Source organism: Cerasibacillus terrae (assembly GCF_008039555.1).
GTDB lineage: Bacteria > Bacillota > Bacilli > Bacillales > Amphibacillaceae > Cerasibacillus > Cerasibacillus terrae.
Window position 1 is genome coordinate 61580 of record NZ_VDUW01000002.1, and the last position, 15841, is coordinate 77420.

At 35.6% G+C, this 15841-nt stretch carries 15 protein-coding genes; 9 read left to right on the forward strand and 6 right to left on the reverse strand.

Annotated elements, in window-relative coordinates; translation table 11 throughout:
* The first annotated feature begins 238 nt into the window (after positions 1-238).
* Together FHP05_RS03800 and FHP05_RS03805 are read left to right on the forward strand one after the other, a co-directional pair.
* Positions 239-781 carry a DUF1700 domain-containing protein gene (locus tag FHP05_RS03800; RefSeq protein ID WP_191126224.1) on the forward strand — a complete coding sequence of 181 codons (543 nt, stop codon included), beginning with the start codon at positions 239-241 and terminating at the stop codon, positions 779-781.
* Entirely contained in the window at positions 778-1578 is an 801-nt protein-coding gene (locus FHP05_RS03805) for a DUF4097 family beta strand repeat-containing protein (RefSeq protein WP_147665920.1), read from the forward strand. Before FHP05_RS03800 ends, FHP05_RS03805 begins: the two co-directional genes overlap by 4 nt.
* 69 nt (positions 1579-1647) lie before the next feature.
* Here FHP05_RS03805 and FHP05_RS03810 read toward each other — a convergent pair whose 3' ends face one another.
* Both FHP05_RS03810 and FHP05_RS03815 read right to left on the reverse strand, forming a co-directional pair.
* Positions 1648-2748: a mechanosensitive ion channel family protein gene (locus FHP05_RS03810; protein ID WP_147665921.1), complete on the reverse strand. Its 1101-nt coding sequence runs from the start codon at positions 2746-2748 to the stop codon at positions 1648-1650.
* 102 nt (positions 2749-2850) lie between these two features.
* Complete coding sequence (locus FHP05_RS03815) at positions 2851-3039, reverse strand: hypothetical protein (RefSeq protein ID WP_147665922.1); 189 nt, start codon at positions 3037-3039, stop codon at positions 2851-2853.
* A 208-nt stretch (positions 3040-3247) separates the two neighbouring features.
* Here FHP05_RS03815 and FHP05_RS03820 point away from each other — a divergent pair, with 208 nt between their 5' ends.
* The 3 genes from FHP05_RS03820 to FHP05_RS03830 all read left to right on the forward strand — a co-directional run bounded on the left by FHP05_RS03820 (position 3248) and on the right by FHP05_RS03830 (position 5595).
* A complete protein-coding gene (locus tag FHP05_RS03820; protein WP_147665923.1) occupies positions 3248-3433 on the forward strand; it encodes a hypothetical protein in 186 nt (61 codons plus the stop codon).
* 120 nt (positions 3434-3553) lie between these two features.
* A complete protein-coding gene (locus tag FHP05_RS03825; RefSeq protein ID WP_147665924.1) occupies positions 3554-4045 on the forward strand; it encodes a PH domain-containing protein in 492 nt (163 codons plus the stop codon).
* Between the two features lie 2 nt (positions 4046-4047).
* Positions 4048-5595 carry a PH domain-containing protein gene (locus FHP05_RS03830; RefSeq protein ID WP_147665925.1) on the forward strand — a complete coding sequence of 516 codons (1548 nt, stop codon included), beginning with the start codon at positions 4048-4050 and terminating at the stop codon, positions 5593-5595.
* 87 nt (positions 5596-5682) lie between these two features.
* Here the strand turns inward: FHP05_RS03830 and FHP05_RS03835 are convergent, their stop codons facing one another.
* Together FHP05_RS03835 and gdhA are read right to left on the reverse strand one after the other, a co-directional pair.
* Entirely contained in the window at positions 5683-6402 is a 720-nt protein-coding gene (locus tag FHP05_RS03835; RefSeq protein ID WP_147665926.1) for an NAD-dependent protein deacylase, read from the reverse strand.
* A 106-nt stretch (positions 6403-6508) separates the two neighbouring features.
* On the reverse strand, positions 6509-7900 hold the full coding sequence (gene gdhA / locus FHP05_RS03840; RefSeq protein WP_147665927.1) for an NADP-specific glutamate dehydrogenase: 1392 nt from the start codon (positions 7898-7900) through the stop codon (positions 6509-6511).
* A gap of 224 nt (positions 7901-8124) precedes the next feature.
* Here gdhA and FHP05_RS03845 point away from each other — a divergent pair, with 224 nt between their 5' ends.
* From FHP05_RS03845 to FHP05_RS03860, 4 genes are all read left to right on the forward strand, one after another.
* Positions 8125-9045, forward strand: a complete 921-nt coding sequence (locus tag FHP05_RS03845) for a LysR family transcriptional regulator (protein ID WP_147665928.1) — start codon at positions 8125-8127, stop codon at positions 9043-9045.
* 447 nt (positions 9046-9492) lie between these two features.
* Positions 9493-11727 (forward strand): ribonucleoside-diphosphate reductase subunit alpha, encoded by a 2235-nt coding sequence (locus tag FHP05_RS03850; protein ID WP_147665929.1) that lies wholly within the window; start codon positions 9493-9495, stop codon positions 11725-11727.
* A complete protein-coding gene (locus FHP05_RS03855) occupies positions 11724-12158 on the forward strand; it encodes a flavodoxin (RefSeq protein WP_191126225.1) in 435 nt (144 codons plus the stop codon). The genes FHP05_RS03850 and FHP05_RS03855 overlap by 4 nt, the downstream gene beginning before the upstream one ends.
* Positions 12139-13182, forward strand: a complete 1044-nt coding sequence (locus FHP05_RS03860; RefSeq protein ID WP_147665931.1) for a ribonucleotide-diphosphate reductase subunit beta — start codon at positions 12139-12141, stop codon at positions 13180-13182. Before FHP05_RS03855 ends, FHP05_RS03860 begins: the two co-directional genes overlap by 20 nt.
* A gap of 106 nt (positions 13183-13288) precedes the next feature.
* On the opposite strand, the gene FHP05_RS03865 is transcribed toward FHP05_RS03860, so the two are convergent.
* Complete coding sequence (locus FHP05_RS03865) at positions 13289-14560, reverse strand: hypothetical protein (RefSeq protein ID WP_147665932.1); 1272 nt, start codon at positions 14558-14560, stop codon at positions 13289-13291.
* Positions 14561-14671: 111 nt separating this feature from the next.
* Positions 14672-15724: a C45 family autoproteolytic acyltransferase/hydolase gene (locus FHP05_RS03870; protein ID WP_147665933.1), complete on the reverse strand. Its 1053-nt coding sequence runs from the start codon at positions 15722-15724 to the stop codon at positions 14672-14674.
* Between the last annotated feature and the right edge of the window lie 117 nt (positions 15725-15841).

The window sequence follows — 15841 nt, forward strand, 5'->3', positions numbered from 1 at the left end:
TCGCAGATTAACTGGCTGTAAGACCTCCACTTCAAGAATTCGATATACTCAAGAAGTATAAGTGGAGGACCAACAGCCAGTAAAGGTCCGCTTCTTCAACTAACATGAAGAAAACTCCCACTGATAGAAGTTTCATTTTATTCTTGGAGTATTTTCATTTTATTTTTCAAAAATCGTTGTAATATCGGGGTTGTTCCCATATAGTTAAAGTAGGAATTTTCCAAAAAGGAGTGCAATGATGAATAAGGATTTGTTTTTAAAACAATTACAACTTGAATTAAGAGGATTAGATCCTAACGAGATTGAAGAAATTATTCAGGATTATGATGACTATTTCATAGAGACAAAAGAGAATGGGTTTTCCGAAGAAGCTACTATAAAACAACTAGGTAATCCCCATGAAATTGCACAAAATATACAGAATAATTATCACCATTCTTCTTCTAACGAAACGACAACAAATTCATTAAGAAATGTAATTGTAGGTTTTGCACTTATTTTCTTTAATCTTATTTTCGTTTTAGGACCTGCTTTAGGCATTTTTGGTGCGCTGATTGGAATTACCTTTGCTCTAGGTGTATCCGTTATCTCACCAGTTATAACACTTTTAAAAATGATATTAGGTACGGGGCATTGGTTTGAATTCTTCTTTTCTTTAATCTTATCCGGTATCGGTATTCTTTTACTACCACTGCTACTTCAATTTATCCAAAACCTTCCTACACTAATAAAAAGGTATATTGACTGGAATGTCCGTGTTGGAAGAGGTGAAACCAGATGAGAAGGATAACCCAATTACTAGCCGTTCTCATGATTGTCATCGGTATTGTTGGTATTTTCATGACAGGGGCAGATTTAATGCAAACAGATACAGAAGGACGGGAAACATTTTCCGGAGAAGAGATTGACCAATTAATTGTAGATAGCAATATAGCGAATATTGAGCTTCATCCATCTGATTCTAAAGATATGGAGGTCGTTTGGGAGGGGAATCTACGGAATCACTCTCATCGTGTTCATCTGCAACAGGATGAATCGACTTTAATGGTAGATGTTGATACAAAAGAACCCTTTTTCCTTAAATTCTTTTCCTTTTTTGACTTTCTAAATAAACTAACCGTAAAAATATATTTACCTGATAAAATCTTTTCCAATATTTCGGTGGAAAATGAAGTAGGTAATACTCTTATTTCATCTGTCCATGCAGATAAGTTCTATGTCAAATCAGATGTATCGAATATTGAAATGACCGATGTCCAAACAGAGGAATTGATTGTTGAATCGGATGTTGGGAATATTCAATTAGATGATGTTACTGGGGTGATTACAGCCAAAAGTGATGTCGGAAATATGACATTAAAACTTATGGAGATTACAAATGATATTCAGCTTACTTCAGATGTTGGGAAAATTTCCGTACAACTCTCTCGGATTCCGGATAATGTAAGCTTTCAAGGGTATTCAGATGTGGGGAGTATTCGAATATTTGGAGAGAGCGGAAATTATATCAACCGAAATGCGGAATATATGGTAGACATGAAAACAGATGTTGGAAAAATCGATGTTTATACGAGATGAATCATTAAAAAAGATCGAGTTCTAGGACTCGATCTTTTTTAAACGCTCCATTCCATTGTAAGGTGATAATTAGGATTCTTGCCGCTCTGACAATGTGGATGGGTTTTTATCATCGGATGGCGACTCCATGAATAGGCGTCTGCTAGGAATAGCGATTTCAATCTCCTCTTCATCCAAAATTTGTAAAATCCGCAAATTAATTTCTTCACGAATACGTAAATACTCGCCCCAATCTGTTGTTTTCGTGAAGAAGTAAAGGAAGATATCGATTCCATTTTCCTTATATTCATCAACAGAAACGAAGATGGTTTCTGGATGGATTTCTGGATGGCTTTTCAGTAAGTCCTCTATTCGTTGTACCACTTTTTCTATATTGGTAATCGGATTATCATAGGTGACACGAATCGTGAAAGTAATCTGTCTTTTACCCATCTTACTCCAATTGGTAATAGCCTCATTTGCTAAAGTGGCGTTTGGAACCGTAACAACGGCTTGTGCAAAGGTACGTATTTTTGTACTACGAAAAGAAATATCTTCCACCGTTCCCTCCACACTTGGCGTCATGATCCAATCATTAATGGTGAAAGGTTTTTCCGTAATAATGACAATTCCACCAAATAGATTTGCTAAGGCATCTTTTGCTGCCAATGAAAAGGCAAGCCCACCTAAACCAAGACCAGCGACAAATCCATCAATTTTATAACCGAATTCTTGTAAAATAACACTGGCACTAATGGCAAGGACAATAAATTGTAATGCCCTTGATAAGAGCGGAATTAATATTTCATCAATTTGTATACTTGTTTTCTCATTTATTTTGCGAAATAAAAGGCTGGAATTAGATGTTAAGTTAAAGAATCCCCATGTGATTAGTACAATAATGGATGCACTAATAAGTTGGCTGAATGTCTCATTTTTATGGTTTAAATATGGATAATACCTAATTGCTACGTATAATCCGATAATGATGAACAACCATTGTAGTGGTTTTTTAAAGGCTTCAAATATATAAGCAAAAAAGTCATTTGGTGCTTTTTTGCTAATTCTTAATAAAAAGGAATAAATATATTTGGCAAACAGTTTTCGAAACACGAGAAACAGTAGAAAGATCCCAATTGCAATTCCGAGTTTGATTAAATGTTTATTGGATAGGAATGTTTCCCAAGTCATTTACACATCTCCCATCTAAAAAAGTCTTATACATAGGATATAATATAGATGGGATTATCGTCCACTGTTTTTTCATTAAGGTGGATAAAAAATACGAACAAGTTATTGATTTATCTTTAAATTTCGTTTCATTCGTATCTTTGATAGACTAGGGAAAATATGTTGTTTCTTCCTTCTAAAAAAACTCCGTGTCCTTTTTTTGGAAGTTGCCTGATAGTCCCTTACCTCTTTTTTCAATCGTTCCATGCGTTCCTGTGCCAAATCCTTATACACATCATACTCAATATGCATTGTTTTCCTCCTTCATTTTCCTCACCTTATCATCTTTATGAAGAGATGCAGGAAAAGATTACTACTTTTATCTAAAAGGAAGTGCAAATAGCAAAAAAGCCCTGCAAGAAAATCCTGACTGATGCCAAGATATCATGGCAAGATACATATTATTTTAGTAAGCTAATGATAAGGATTTATAATCGTTAGTAATGAAAGGAACAAACAAATGGGAAAAATATTATTGATTATCAGTATTCTTTCACTTGCGTCATCCATGATTTTATTTACTGCACACTTTATTAAACATGGCTTTTCTGGAAGTCTCCATTTTGGAAAACTGCTTAAAATAGCTGCTATTTGTTTTGTTATCTACATTATTTCTTTCGGGAGTTATTTCTTTGTTATTCTATAGGTATTTGGAGAGAATGCAATAGAGCGTTCTCTTTTTTTATATGAAACTTTTCAAGAAAAAAATCGTATATGTTAATAGATACTTTAAACAAACAAGCTTTTGCAGATAGGGTGGATACGCATGGAGTCAATTTATGAACCAACAAGTAGAATATCAAAACAAGCTATTAAGGTATGGCGTTTAAGTAATCTCATTACAGATGTCATAGGAATTATTATCATTGGAGCATTACTTTGGGCAGGAATTTATTTTGATTGGTTCCAGTGGATTATTACTATTCTTTGGATTTTATTAGGGGTAGCACCGCTTTTCTCTATTTGGTCGGTGTTTTTTGAACCAAGTTTATTATATAAATATTGGCGTTATGGCATGGATGAAGAATATGTTCGCTTGAAATACGGCATATTCAATCGAAAACATACCGTTATTCCAATGACAAAAATTCAATATGTGTCTGCTGAACAAGGACCGATTTTACGTAAATATGGATTATATACCATTGAAATTGGCTCCATGGGGTCGTCACATGAAATACCAGCACTTTCTGAAGAAGAAGCCTTTCTTCTGCGTGATCAAATTGCCCATCATGCTAAAATTAAGGAAGTGGAATAATCATGACAGACACTGAAATGAAACGCTTACATCCGTTAAAAATTCTTGCTTCAATTATTTCTTTCATAAAAGGTAGCTTTGTTATTATTATTTATTTGTTTTTTATCTCTGATAAGGAATCGACCATTGCCTTTTATGGGAGATGGGCGTTTGCTTTATTTGTAATCATAAGCTTCATTCAGATGATTCTTCAGTGGTGGAGCACGAAATACGAATTAAAAACCCGTTCTATTCATATTTCTAAAGGAGTATTTAAAAAGAAAAGCAATAGTATTCCACTAGAACGGGTTCAAAATGTGCAAACTAGTACACCTTGGTATTTTAAACCATTTTCCGTAACATCTTTAACACTTGTAACAAGTGCAACAGATGAGGATGCTTCTGTGAAATTAGAAGCAGTGAAAAAAGAAGAAGCAGAGAAAATAGAAAACCAAGTACTAACCCTTCGGAAAGAATCGGCCCAAGTGAAAATAGGAGATGCATGTCCCATTCATGAGCAAGCATTGGAAAAACAATCACGTATTCTATCAGGAGATATGTCAGATGCGTATATGCAGTTAGAAACAAGTGAAAGGACGGTTCATTTTCGCCCTTCACGGAAGGATTTATTGAAGGCATCCTTTCTATCACTTAGTTTCCTAGCATTGATTCCAATTATCGCAACGATTATTAATAATGCAGAAGATATCTTTAATTGGAAAATGGATGTAGAAGAAGTATATGTGTTTATTGCTGATTCATGGATCTTGATTGGTACGGTTATTATTTTGTTTCTTGTTATTGCTGTTGGTTTCGGGATCACTCGTACATTCCTAAAATATGGAAAGTACGAAATAGCTTCAGATCACGAAAGAATCTATATTAAGCGTGGGACATTGAGTGAACAGTCTTTTTCTATTCGTAAAGAAAATGTGCAAGGAATTCAACTAAACCAAAACCCATTTAAAAAGTTGTTAAAACTGACGGAAGTAAAACTGGTTAGTGCGGTTAATGATGATGATGACGGAGAAGAAATTAATACATTATATCCATTTCTTCCGACAAATCGTGCGTTTGGTTTGATTGAGGAATTATTACCAGGTTTCCAAGTAGAGAATCGAATGAATAAACTACCAAAGCAAGCATTATATGTTAAATTGCTACGCTTTCCGTTTGTTTGGCTTATTATTACTGGGATTCTTTTTTGGTGGAAACCAGTCATCTTTGGATGGAGTTCAACATGGATTTATGTAGTTATTATTTTATTAATTTCGACATATGCGATGCGCGCGTTACGTTTTAAAAATTCCCGTTATCTCATAAATGATGGATTCATCCAACTTAAAGTTGGTGGGCTATGGTCCGAAACCTTTATTACGAAGCGGAAAAAGGTGATTGAGATAGAAGTAGAGCAATCTTTCCTACAGCGGAAATTCGGTGTAGCAACAATCAAAACGGTTAACCGCACAAATCCAGTTCATCATGAGGAAATGCAAGACATTCCAGTGGATGCAAGTAATGAATTTATTCATTGGTATCATGAACGGAGTAAGGAGATTACTACAGAGTAGGCTGGGACATAACCCCAGTAAATGTAAAAAGAAGTTCAGTAGTCCATCTTAAGATGGAATCACTGAGCTTCTTTTTATTTTAAACTGTTAGAGTAATTCATTCCACTCTGTTAATGTCTGTTTAATGGATTTGTCTTGGATAATATAGTTTGCGATAGAATCTAATGGGGTTTGGTCGTGGTTAACGATGATCAATTTCGCGTTATTTTCTTTTGCAAGCATGGGAAACATATTGGCAGGGCTTACGGTTAGTGATGAGCCTAGTACAATAAATAAATCGGCATCATTTGTTTCCTTTTCTGCTCTTATAAATGCTTCTTCAGGCAATGCTTCGCCGAAAAGGACGATTCCAGGACGGATGGTACCATTACATTTATCACAATGGTTTTTTCCACTAAAGAAAAGATCGGCATCATATTCTTTGCTACATGTATGGCAATGAAAAGAGCGAAATGTTCCATGTAGTTCCATCACATTTCTATTACCTGCATCATGATGAAAACCATCGACATTTTGCGTAATGATTCCATGAATCAGACCACGCTTTTCCCATTCAGCTAAAATAAAGTGCCCGTCATGGGGTTGGTATTTTTTTAACTCTTGTAATCGGTAGCGATAGAAGTCAATAAATTCATCTCTATTATGTTCTAAGGCATGGACATTTGCTAGTTCATTCGGGTTGAATTTTTCCCAAAGCCCATCCTTTGCTGAGCGAAAATCTGGTAAGCCACTTTCTGTTGACATTCCCGCACCAGTGAAAATAATTGTCCGTTTAGATGATTGAATTAAATGTGCGATATCATTCATTCTATTCACCCCTTATCATATCTATGGTACATGAACAACTGTTAAATTTCTAAGAAAAGAAAAACCTTATCTAAACTCGCTGTTAACGAGTGATAAGGTTTTTTACTTAAACAACACCTAAATCAATCATGGTATCGGCCACTTTTGTGAAACCGGCAATATTTGCACCTACAATTAAATTTCCTGGTTTATGGTATTTTTTAGCGGAATCAACACAGTTTCGATAGATATCTTTCATAATTTCCTGTAATTTTTCATCGACCTGTTCAAATGACCAAGCAATACGGGAACTGTTTTGCCCCATTTCTAAAGCAGATACTGCAACTCCACCAGCATTAACCGCTTTAGCTGGTGCAAACGCGACATCATGATAAAGAAATACAGAGACAGCAGCTGTTGTAGATGGCATATTTGCTCCTTCTGCAACAAGCATAACTTCATTTTCAACTAGTTCCTTAGCTTCTTCTTCATCAATTTCATTTTGTGTTGCACATGGCATAGCAATATTACAAGGAACTTTCCAAATATGGGAACAGTTTTCTTCATAAATAGCATGTGGATGGTATTCCACATAATCCTGTATTCTTCGTTTCTCAATTTCTTTTAATTGTTTCACTGTCTGTAAATCAATGCCGTTTTCGTCATAAATATAACCATTAGAGTCACTGCAAGCGACAACAGTGGCACCCATCTCCATTGCTTTTTCCATGGTGTGGATGGATACATTACCAGAACCAGAGACAACCATTGTTTTATCTTGGAATGTTTCTCCCATATCTTTTAACATTTCATTCACAAAATAAATAGCACCGTATCCTGTCGCTTCTTTTCGGCCAATACTACCACCATAGTGGAGTCCTTTTCCGGTCAAAACTCCTGCTTCATATCTTCCACGAAGCTTTTTGTACTGTCCAAATAGATAACCAATTTCTTTCGCTCCAACACCGATATCCCCTGCAGGTACATCCGTATCTGGACCAATATATTTATGAAGTTCTGTCATAAAGCTTTGACAAAATCGCATAATTTCTGCATCTGATTTGCCCTTTGGATTAAAATCAGAACCACCTTTACCACCGCCAATAGGCTGGTTGGTTAGGGCGTTTTTAAATGTTTGTTCAAATCCTAGGAACTTAACAATGCTTGAATTCACAGATGGATGAAAGCGTAGCCCGCCTTTATATGGCCCGAGCGCACTATTAAATTGGACTCGAAACCCTCGATTAACTTGGACAGTACCTTTGTCATCCATCCACGGAATACTGAATGTTATAAGTCGTTCAGGCTCAACAAGTCGTTCTAAAATGTTGAATTTCATATAATCTGTATTTCTCATAAGGACTGGTCGAATAGATACAAATAAATCTCTGACAGCTTGGTGAAATTCCTTTTCATATGGATCACGACTAATCATATGTTGAAAGACACGGTCCATATATTTATTCACTTGTTCTTCCACTTTTTGCATTGACAATTTTGACTTCTTTGTCACCGTCATCGTCCACCTTCCTTTAAAGCGATTTATAAAACACTGGCACTGCTATTTCTGGCAGTTAACATGTATATTCATGAACATAACTATGATCATTTATTCACAAATTAATGAGTGAGATACTGATAATTTCGTATATATCTATTTTATCGAAATTGATCTATCGAATCAATATAAAAAATAGATATAATTAATGCCGATATGAGATAATGAGAAAAGGAGTGAGGAAAATGGAATTACGTCAATTGAAATATTTTATTGAAGTCGCTAAACGTGAACATGTGACAGAAGCAGCAGACGCATTACATGTTGCACAGTCTGCCGTTAGTAGACAAATTTTTAAATTAGAAGAAGAATTAGGGGTTCACTTGTTTATCCGAGAGGGAAGAAATGTGAAATTGACCCAAGTTGGGCATGTCTTTTTAAAACATATCGAGCGTGCGATGCATGCGTTTGATTATGCTGAGCAAGTGGTTAAAGAACAGATGGATCCAGAGCGTGGGGTAGTGCATGTCGGCTTTACAAGTAGTTTAGCATCACTTATTTTACCTACCGTGATATCAGCCTTTCGAAAGAAATATCCACATGTGACATTTCGCCTGTATCAAGCCTCCCATTATGAGTTGGAAAAGCGAATTATCCAGGGTGAAATGAACATTGCTTTACTTGGGCCAGTTCCAACGAAAAACGAGCGAATTAAAGGAACGATTTTATTTCATGAAAAAATCATTGCCTTGGTACCGTATACACATCGACTTGCTCAAGAAGAATCAATCACATTGGATCAATTAAGAAATGATCCGTTTGTCCTTTTTCCAAAAGGGTATATTTTACGAGATATGGTTACTAATGCCTGTAAACAACTTGGCTTTCAACCAGAAGTATCTTTTGAAGGGCAAGATATTGGAACGATCAAGGGATTGGTGTCAGCTGGCTTAGGTGTCACACTGATTCCAGAAATAACGTTGGTTAATCAGATGCCAAAAAGTTTTTCAAAGGTGGATATTAGAAAACCGCATGTCCAACGTACAGTAGGAATGATCACTCCTACAGAAAGGGGTTTATTACCAGCTGAAGAATTATTTTATGAGTTTGCGAAGAAATTCTTTGGTAGATTAGAAAGATTTCAGCATCAAAATTTGTCCATATAGAAAAGTAAGAATGCTAGAAATGTGTGCTACTTGTATTAATGCTAAAAATGATGGATAATTTTAATCGTTGCGTCTATAAAACTAGTTGTAATATTTTATGATTTATGTTACGCTTAATACTCAATATATAGATGAAAAACAGGTTGTAAATACCATATATAGTGTTTTTCGTCTATTAAAAAGAAAATAAAAAATGAAAGATAATGAGTGGGAAAAGTAGGAATGGTAGAGGAATAGCTGAAAACAAATATACCATTTTACATACTTTTTTACAAACTATACTGTCTTATTTTCATAAAGACGTTTCACTTCTTAGAAAGAGAGACAAAGAAGAGACTCCTTTTTAACTAAGAGTGGGCGTTTTTTGATGTGAAAATAGTTGATAGTTATTTTTAGATAAATATTATGTAACAAATAGTAAATAAATTTCTCAAGGAGGATCTGTTCATGACAAAAACGCTTCAAAAAAATGAGTCAATCGTTAATCTTTGGGTTAACCAAGCAGTGGAGGGCCTGAAGGTAGATATAGAAAATTATCTCGAAAAGTCATTACGAGCGATTAAAGAAGATTCTACGCCAAGTTTTATTGCGGAGACATTAGTAAAAAACGCACTAGAAAATATTGATGAGGCAAATCCTGATTGGACATATGTAGCAGCTCGAATTTATTTATATGATTTATACAGAAAAGCAGCTGAAAACCGTGGGTACGAAACTGCATTACGTTATGGTGACTTTCATGAATTGATTCAGATCCTTATTGATAAAGGAATTTACACGAAAGCATTGATAGAAAAGTATACTCCAGCTGAAATAGCTCATTTTGGCGAACATATACAGCCTGAGCGAGATCGTTTGTTTACATATCTATCAATTTATACATTGGCAACTCGTTATCTTGCAGTTGATCATGAGAAAAACACATATGAACTGCCACAGGAACGTTGGATGATTATTGCAATGCATTTAATGCAAGATGAGCCAAAAGAGAAGCGAGCAGAACTAGTCAAAGAGACGTATTGGGCACTTAGCAATCTCTATATGACGGTTGCAACACCAACTATGAATAATGCTGGAAAAACGCATGGACAATTATCTAGTTGTTTTATTGATACAGTGGAGGATAGTTTGCAAGGAATTTATGACACAAATACAGATGTTGCAAAACTATCTAAAAACGGTGGCGGCATTGGTGTTTATATGGGGAAAGTTCGTGGCCGTGGTAGTGCAATCAAAGGATTTAAAGGTATGTCCAGTGGAGTTGTTCCATGGATCAAACAATTAAATAATACAGCTGTTAGTGTGGACCAACTTGGTACGAGAAAAGGGGCTATTGCTGTTTATCTAGATGCTTGGCATATTGATATTGAACCATTCTTAGACTTGAAATTGAATAATGGAGACGAAAGAATGCGAGCACATGATATTTTCCCTGGTGTTTGTATTCCGGATTTATTTATGGAACAAGTAGAAAACCGTGGGGATTGGTATTTATTCGATCCACATGAGGTTCGTCAAGTGATGGGATACTCTCTAGAAGATTATTATGATGAAGAAAAAGGCGATGGCCAGTGGCGCGAGAAATATAAAGAATGTATCGCGAATGAGAACTTACGCAAGAAAAAGGTACCAGCCATTGATATTATGAAACGGATTATGATTTCCCAATTAGAAACAGGAACACCGTTTATGTTTTACCGGGATGAAGTAAACCGTTTGAACAATAACCCACATAAAGGAATGATTTACTGTACAAATTTATGTACAGAAATCACCCAAAATCAGTCACCAACCCAGTTTATCGAAGAATATGTAGAAGATGAAGATATCATTGTTAAGAAATATAAAACAGGTGATTTCGTTGTTTGTAATTTAAGCTCAATCAACTTAGGAAGAGCAGTTCCAAGTGGGGTATTAGAACGCCTGATTCGCATCCAAGTACGAATGCTTGATAATGTAATTGATATTAATACATTACCTATTAAACAAACAACACTAACCAATCAGAAATATCGTGCAATTGGCTTAGGTACATTTGGTTGGCATCACCTTTTAGCATTAAAAGGTATAAAGTGGGAAACAGAAGAAGCTGTTCAATATGCTGATGAATTATATGAAAAAATCGCTTATTTAACAATTCAGGCTAGCATGGAGTTAAGTAAAGAAAAAGGTGCTTATAAATCTTATGAGGGAAGCCGTTGGAGTACAGGAGAATACTTTGATATACGCGGTTATACAGATGAGAAATGGTCAAATTTAAAACAAGAAGTGAAAGAACATGGAATTCGAAATGGTTACTTAATGGCTGTTGCGCCAAACTCATCTACATCAATCATTGCGAACTCAACAGCAAGTATTGATCCAGTCTTTCAGCCGTTTTATTATGAAGAAAAGAAAGACTTCAAAATACCGTATACAGCACCAGATCTAACACCGGAGACATATGATGTGTATCGTCGCTCTGCTTATATTGTGGACCAACGTTGGTCTGTGGAGCAAAATGCAGCGCGACAAAAACACATTGACCAAGGAATCTCATTTAATTTCTATGTACCAAATACGATTCGTGCATCTGTCCTATTAGACTTACACATGCGTGCTTGGAAGCAAGGATTAAAGACAACCTATTATGTTCGTTCAACTTCAACAGATATCGAGGAATGTGAGTGGTGTCATTCATGAGAGCTCTTATAGCATATCTATCGTATAGTGGAAATACGGAAGAAGTTGCTGAAATCATCGAAGAGAAGCTGGTAGAAGACGGAATGGATGTGGAGATGCATTCGATTGGGATAGATCCCCCAGTCGATGTCTCCCTCTATGATTATCTTTTTTTCGGTACATTTACTTGGGATATTGGTAGCACACCAGATGATATGAAGGACTTTATACTTGAAGTTGGTTATAAACCAGACAATGTCGCTGTTTTCGGATCTGGAGACACTCAATTTGGTGGCGATGATTTGTTTTGTAGAGCTGTTGATCGGTTAGCAAAATTTTACCACAGTAAATGGGAAGGTTTGAAAATTGAACAATCCCCAAGAGGGTCACAAGAAGTATTAGTGGAACAATGGGTGGAAGGAGTTTTACAAGATGCCAAAAGTTTTGCTTGAGAAGGCGAAAACATTAGAACCACGTAATCCAAATAAATCAACCGGTTTATTCGGTGGAGAATCAAGTGGGATATTAAATTGGAATGATATTGCTTATCCACATTGGTACAAAATGTATAAGCGTTTAGTAGGAAATTACTGGCAAGCAGATGAAATTAATATGGGTAGTGATGTGAAACAGTTCCCATTCTTATCTAAAGCAGAACAAGATGCTTATTTGAAAATTATCGGTCTCTTATCAACACTAGATGGGCCACAAACTAGAATTGCATTATTAATTTCTTTATATGCAACAGATCCATCTGTACAATCTATTATGGCTGTTATTGCGCAACAAGAAGCAGTGCATAATGAAAGTTATTCCTATGTATTATCTTCTGTTGTCTCATTAGATCAGCAAAATGAATCCTTTAACTTTGGACGGAAAGACCCTGTTTTATTGAAGCGTAATGCTAACATTATGGAGTACTATAATAACTTTGCAAAGGAACCAACAGTCGAGAATATCTTAAAGACGATGGTATATACTGCTCTGTTAGAAGGATTATTCTTCTATTCCGGATTTGCATTCTTCTATAATTTAGCGAGAAATAATAAGATGGTTGGAACATCTACCATGATTAGCTATATTAACCGAGATGAATTAGAGCATGGCCGCTTTATTTCTGAATTATTCCGTGCTACATTAGCAGAAAATCCAGAACTAAATAATCCAGAACTCATTGACTGGGTATATGAGCAATTCCGCACTTCAGTTGAATTAGAAACTGAATGGTCTGAATATGTGTTGAAAGATATTGAAGGTATTGATCTAGAGGAAATGGCTGGCTATGTAAAATACCGTGCGAATAAGATGCTTCGTATGATGGGACTTAGCGAAATCTATCCAGAACATGTGGACAACCCAATGAAATGGATTCGCGCTTATGTGGATAATTTCGATGGAACGAAAACAGACTTCTTTGAACAAAAGGCAAGAAACTATACGAAAACAAGTGATTTAAATGGATTTGACGATTTATAAGAAGAACTCCAGTTTTAAAACTGGAGTTCTTTTTTTAAAATTATTGGAACACACATCTCCGGCGGTTGAACGCACAACCCCGGCTAGAATTACTTAACTCCATGGATTAAAGTTCATCTAAATGGACTACTTTCCCGGTTGTTGCATGTACTCCATAATCACTATCTATTTTTCCGCATAAGCGGTATCTTTCTACTGAAGGATCATATACATATGTTGGAGTCACTTTGATATACTTGCGGAGCTTTTCAAATGCTTCCTTTTCAGAAATATTTATTTCATTTACCTTTTCATAGTCTTTCAATTCAGTAAGTAAAATACTGGAGTCAATATAATTTACTGTTTGCAATGTATCTCGATTCATTGCAATTTTTAATTTATCCCCAAAAACCTTTCGTTCGCTATGTATAGGTTTCAAGAGGGATACGATATAGCCTTCTTCACGTAGTATTGTCTTTAACATCCACTTACCAGAATCATTCGGATATTCACGACGCAATAAATCACGCGTCTCTTGGATAGCTGCTTTTGCTTCGCTTTTTGTAATTGGTAAGAAATCAGGGTGGTCTTCTTTTGTTTGAGCCTGTTCCATACTTACCTCTTCAAAAACAAATAACGGTTTTCCAACAAATTCATCCTGAAGTGGTTCCTCCCATTCCATTACTTTATTAACCTCAACCTTTTCACCATATCGTTGAAAAATATCATATGGAATTGTTTTTGTTTTATCATTGGTAATAAAAACTTCCTCAACAGCATAAACAGCGTTCCATTTCTTATTCTCCAAATGGGGTAGTTCTATCAACGTAATTTGATCCTTCAAAACGGGTTCCAAAGTCTCAGGAACTAGGGAAAATGGTTCCCACTGTACTTCATTCTCCTTTGGCAAATCTCCAATCATAGAATAGAAACTAAACTCTCTTGCCTGATTAAACTTCACCTCAATAGTAGCGCTCGGATAGATAGGTACGTTATCAACAACACCGCGAAATAGAAAATTGTCCTTCTTTTCATGGACAAGCTGAAATTGTCTTCCCCACATAAGTCCCGTTTGTTCCTCAACCCATTCAATGACACTTTCTAAATCATATGTAGGGAATACAGATTCATTTTCTGCATATGTGATGCCACCAACAAAAATAATACTACGTAAAGACTTTGTATGTAAATCTATCTCGATGGATGCAGTTCCTTTCGGGTTTTCATCTTCTTTATCCCAATTTTTAAACTGATTTGGGAACCATTCCATGGAAAAGTAATATAATGTCTCTCTACAATGGCTTTTCTCTCTGTGTAGATGTGAGCGACCCAAATAATAGTTTTTTAAACCAAATTTTTTTTGTGTTTCATCGACCAGTTGTTGCAATTCTTTATCCACTCAGACACCTCGTTTCCTATTTTCCTTAGTATAACATTTCACTTCAAGTAAATTCTTTCGCTAACTAAAATTAATAGAAAATAAAACAAACTATCTAAAGTAGATAGCTTGTTAGAATATTTCCTCCATATTGACAAATACCTCTTTAGAGTCAATCCATCCTTTGATTTGTTTAATAGGAAGGTCATTTCCTTCTAACCAATTTTCAAAAGAAAGGATCAATGGCTTTCGATCACCGCCGAGTGCGAACCAAGTGGACATTTCATTAGGAAAGTACCCTGCTGTATGCAATGTTCCAGCCCAGGCTCCATATTTATTTGAATAGACACCATGTGTTGAACTGTTTAATAATTGAAAAGCAGCGTATTCGTCTGTTACTTGTGGTTGGCTTCTCTTCAAAGCCTGTTCTCGTTTTAATGAATCATGTAAACGGCTTCGATTTTCTTCTGTTAAGATTTTAAAATGATTGGTGCAAATAGAGGATTGTCGAACTTTAACTTGTCGTGAAGATGCTTCAACAATCACAGAATCCCTGCTTTTGTCTAATAACACATAGCTAAAAGCATGCCGATGGGGAATTTGTTCTAATAAATTAACTGCATCATCAATAGTGGCACATGTTTGTAAAATAATTCTGCCAATCATATTACATACGAAACCATCATTTGACTTCACACGATTGGTAAAGTTATACCCCATTGTAAGGCCTTTTTCATTCATTCCATCGGTACGACCGGTAATTTGCATAGATGGTCCAATCGTGGCATATCCACCATCTGTTGGTTGGAATAGTACATATCTTCCTTCATAAGAAGCAGGTGCATTATCATAATTACGCATCATATAATCTGCATTTGTAAAAATCGAGCAACCACTTTGTCCGTATTCTAAATAATACCCACCAAATTCACGAATGGTAGTCTCCATATCATAATGAAGTGCTGTAGCAAGTCCTCGAAGTTCCTCCCAAATGGTGGGTGCAAATGTTAGAAACATATATTTTACTTTTGGCAAATCCACTATAAAATGGCGTTTATATTGACTTTTCCACTGCTTTCTTCGATTTGGTAGAATAAAGGAATCCCGTAGTAACTCACCTTGCTTATAACCAAAATCAAAATGTGTCCCTCTAAACTGAATGATATCACTGTAAACTTGTTTCATCATATTTCCCTCATTTCAAGTTCTACTAAGAGTGTACTTGAACAAATAGAAACATGAAAGACACGAGCTTGAAAGGTAACTTATCAAGGAAAAAATCCTATCTTAAAGTTTTATTAA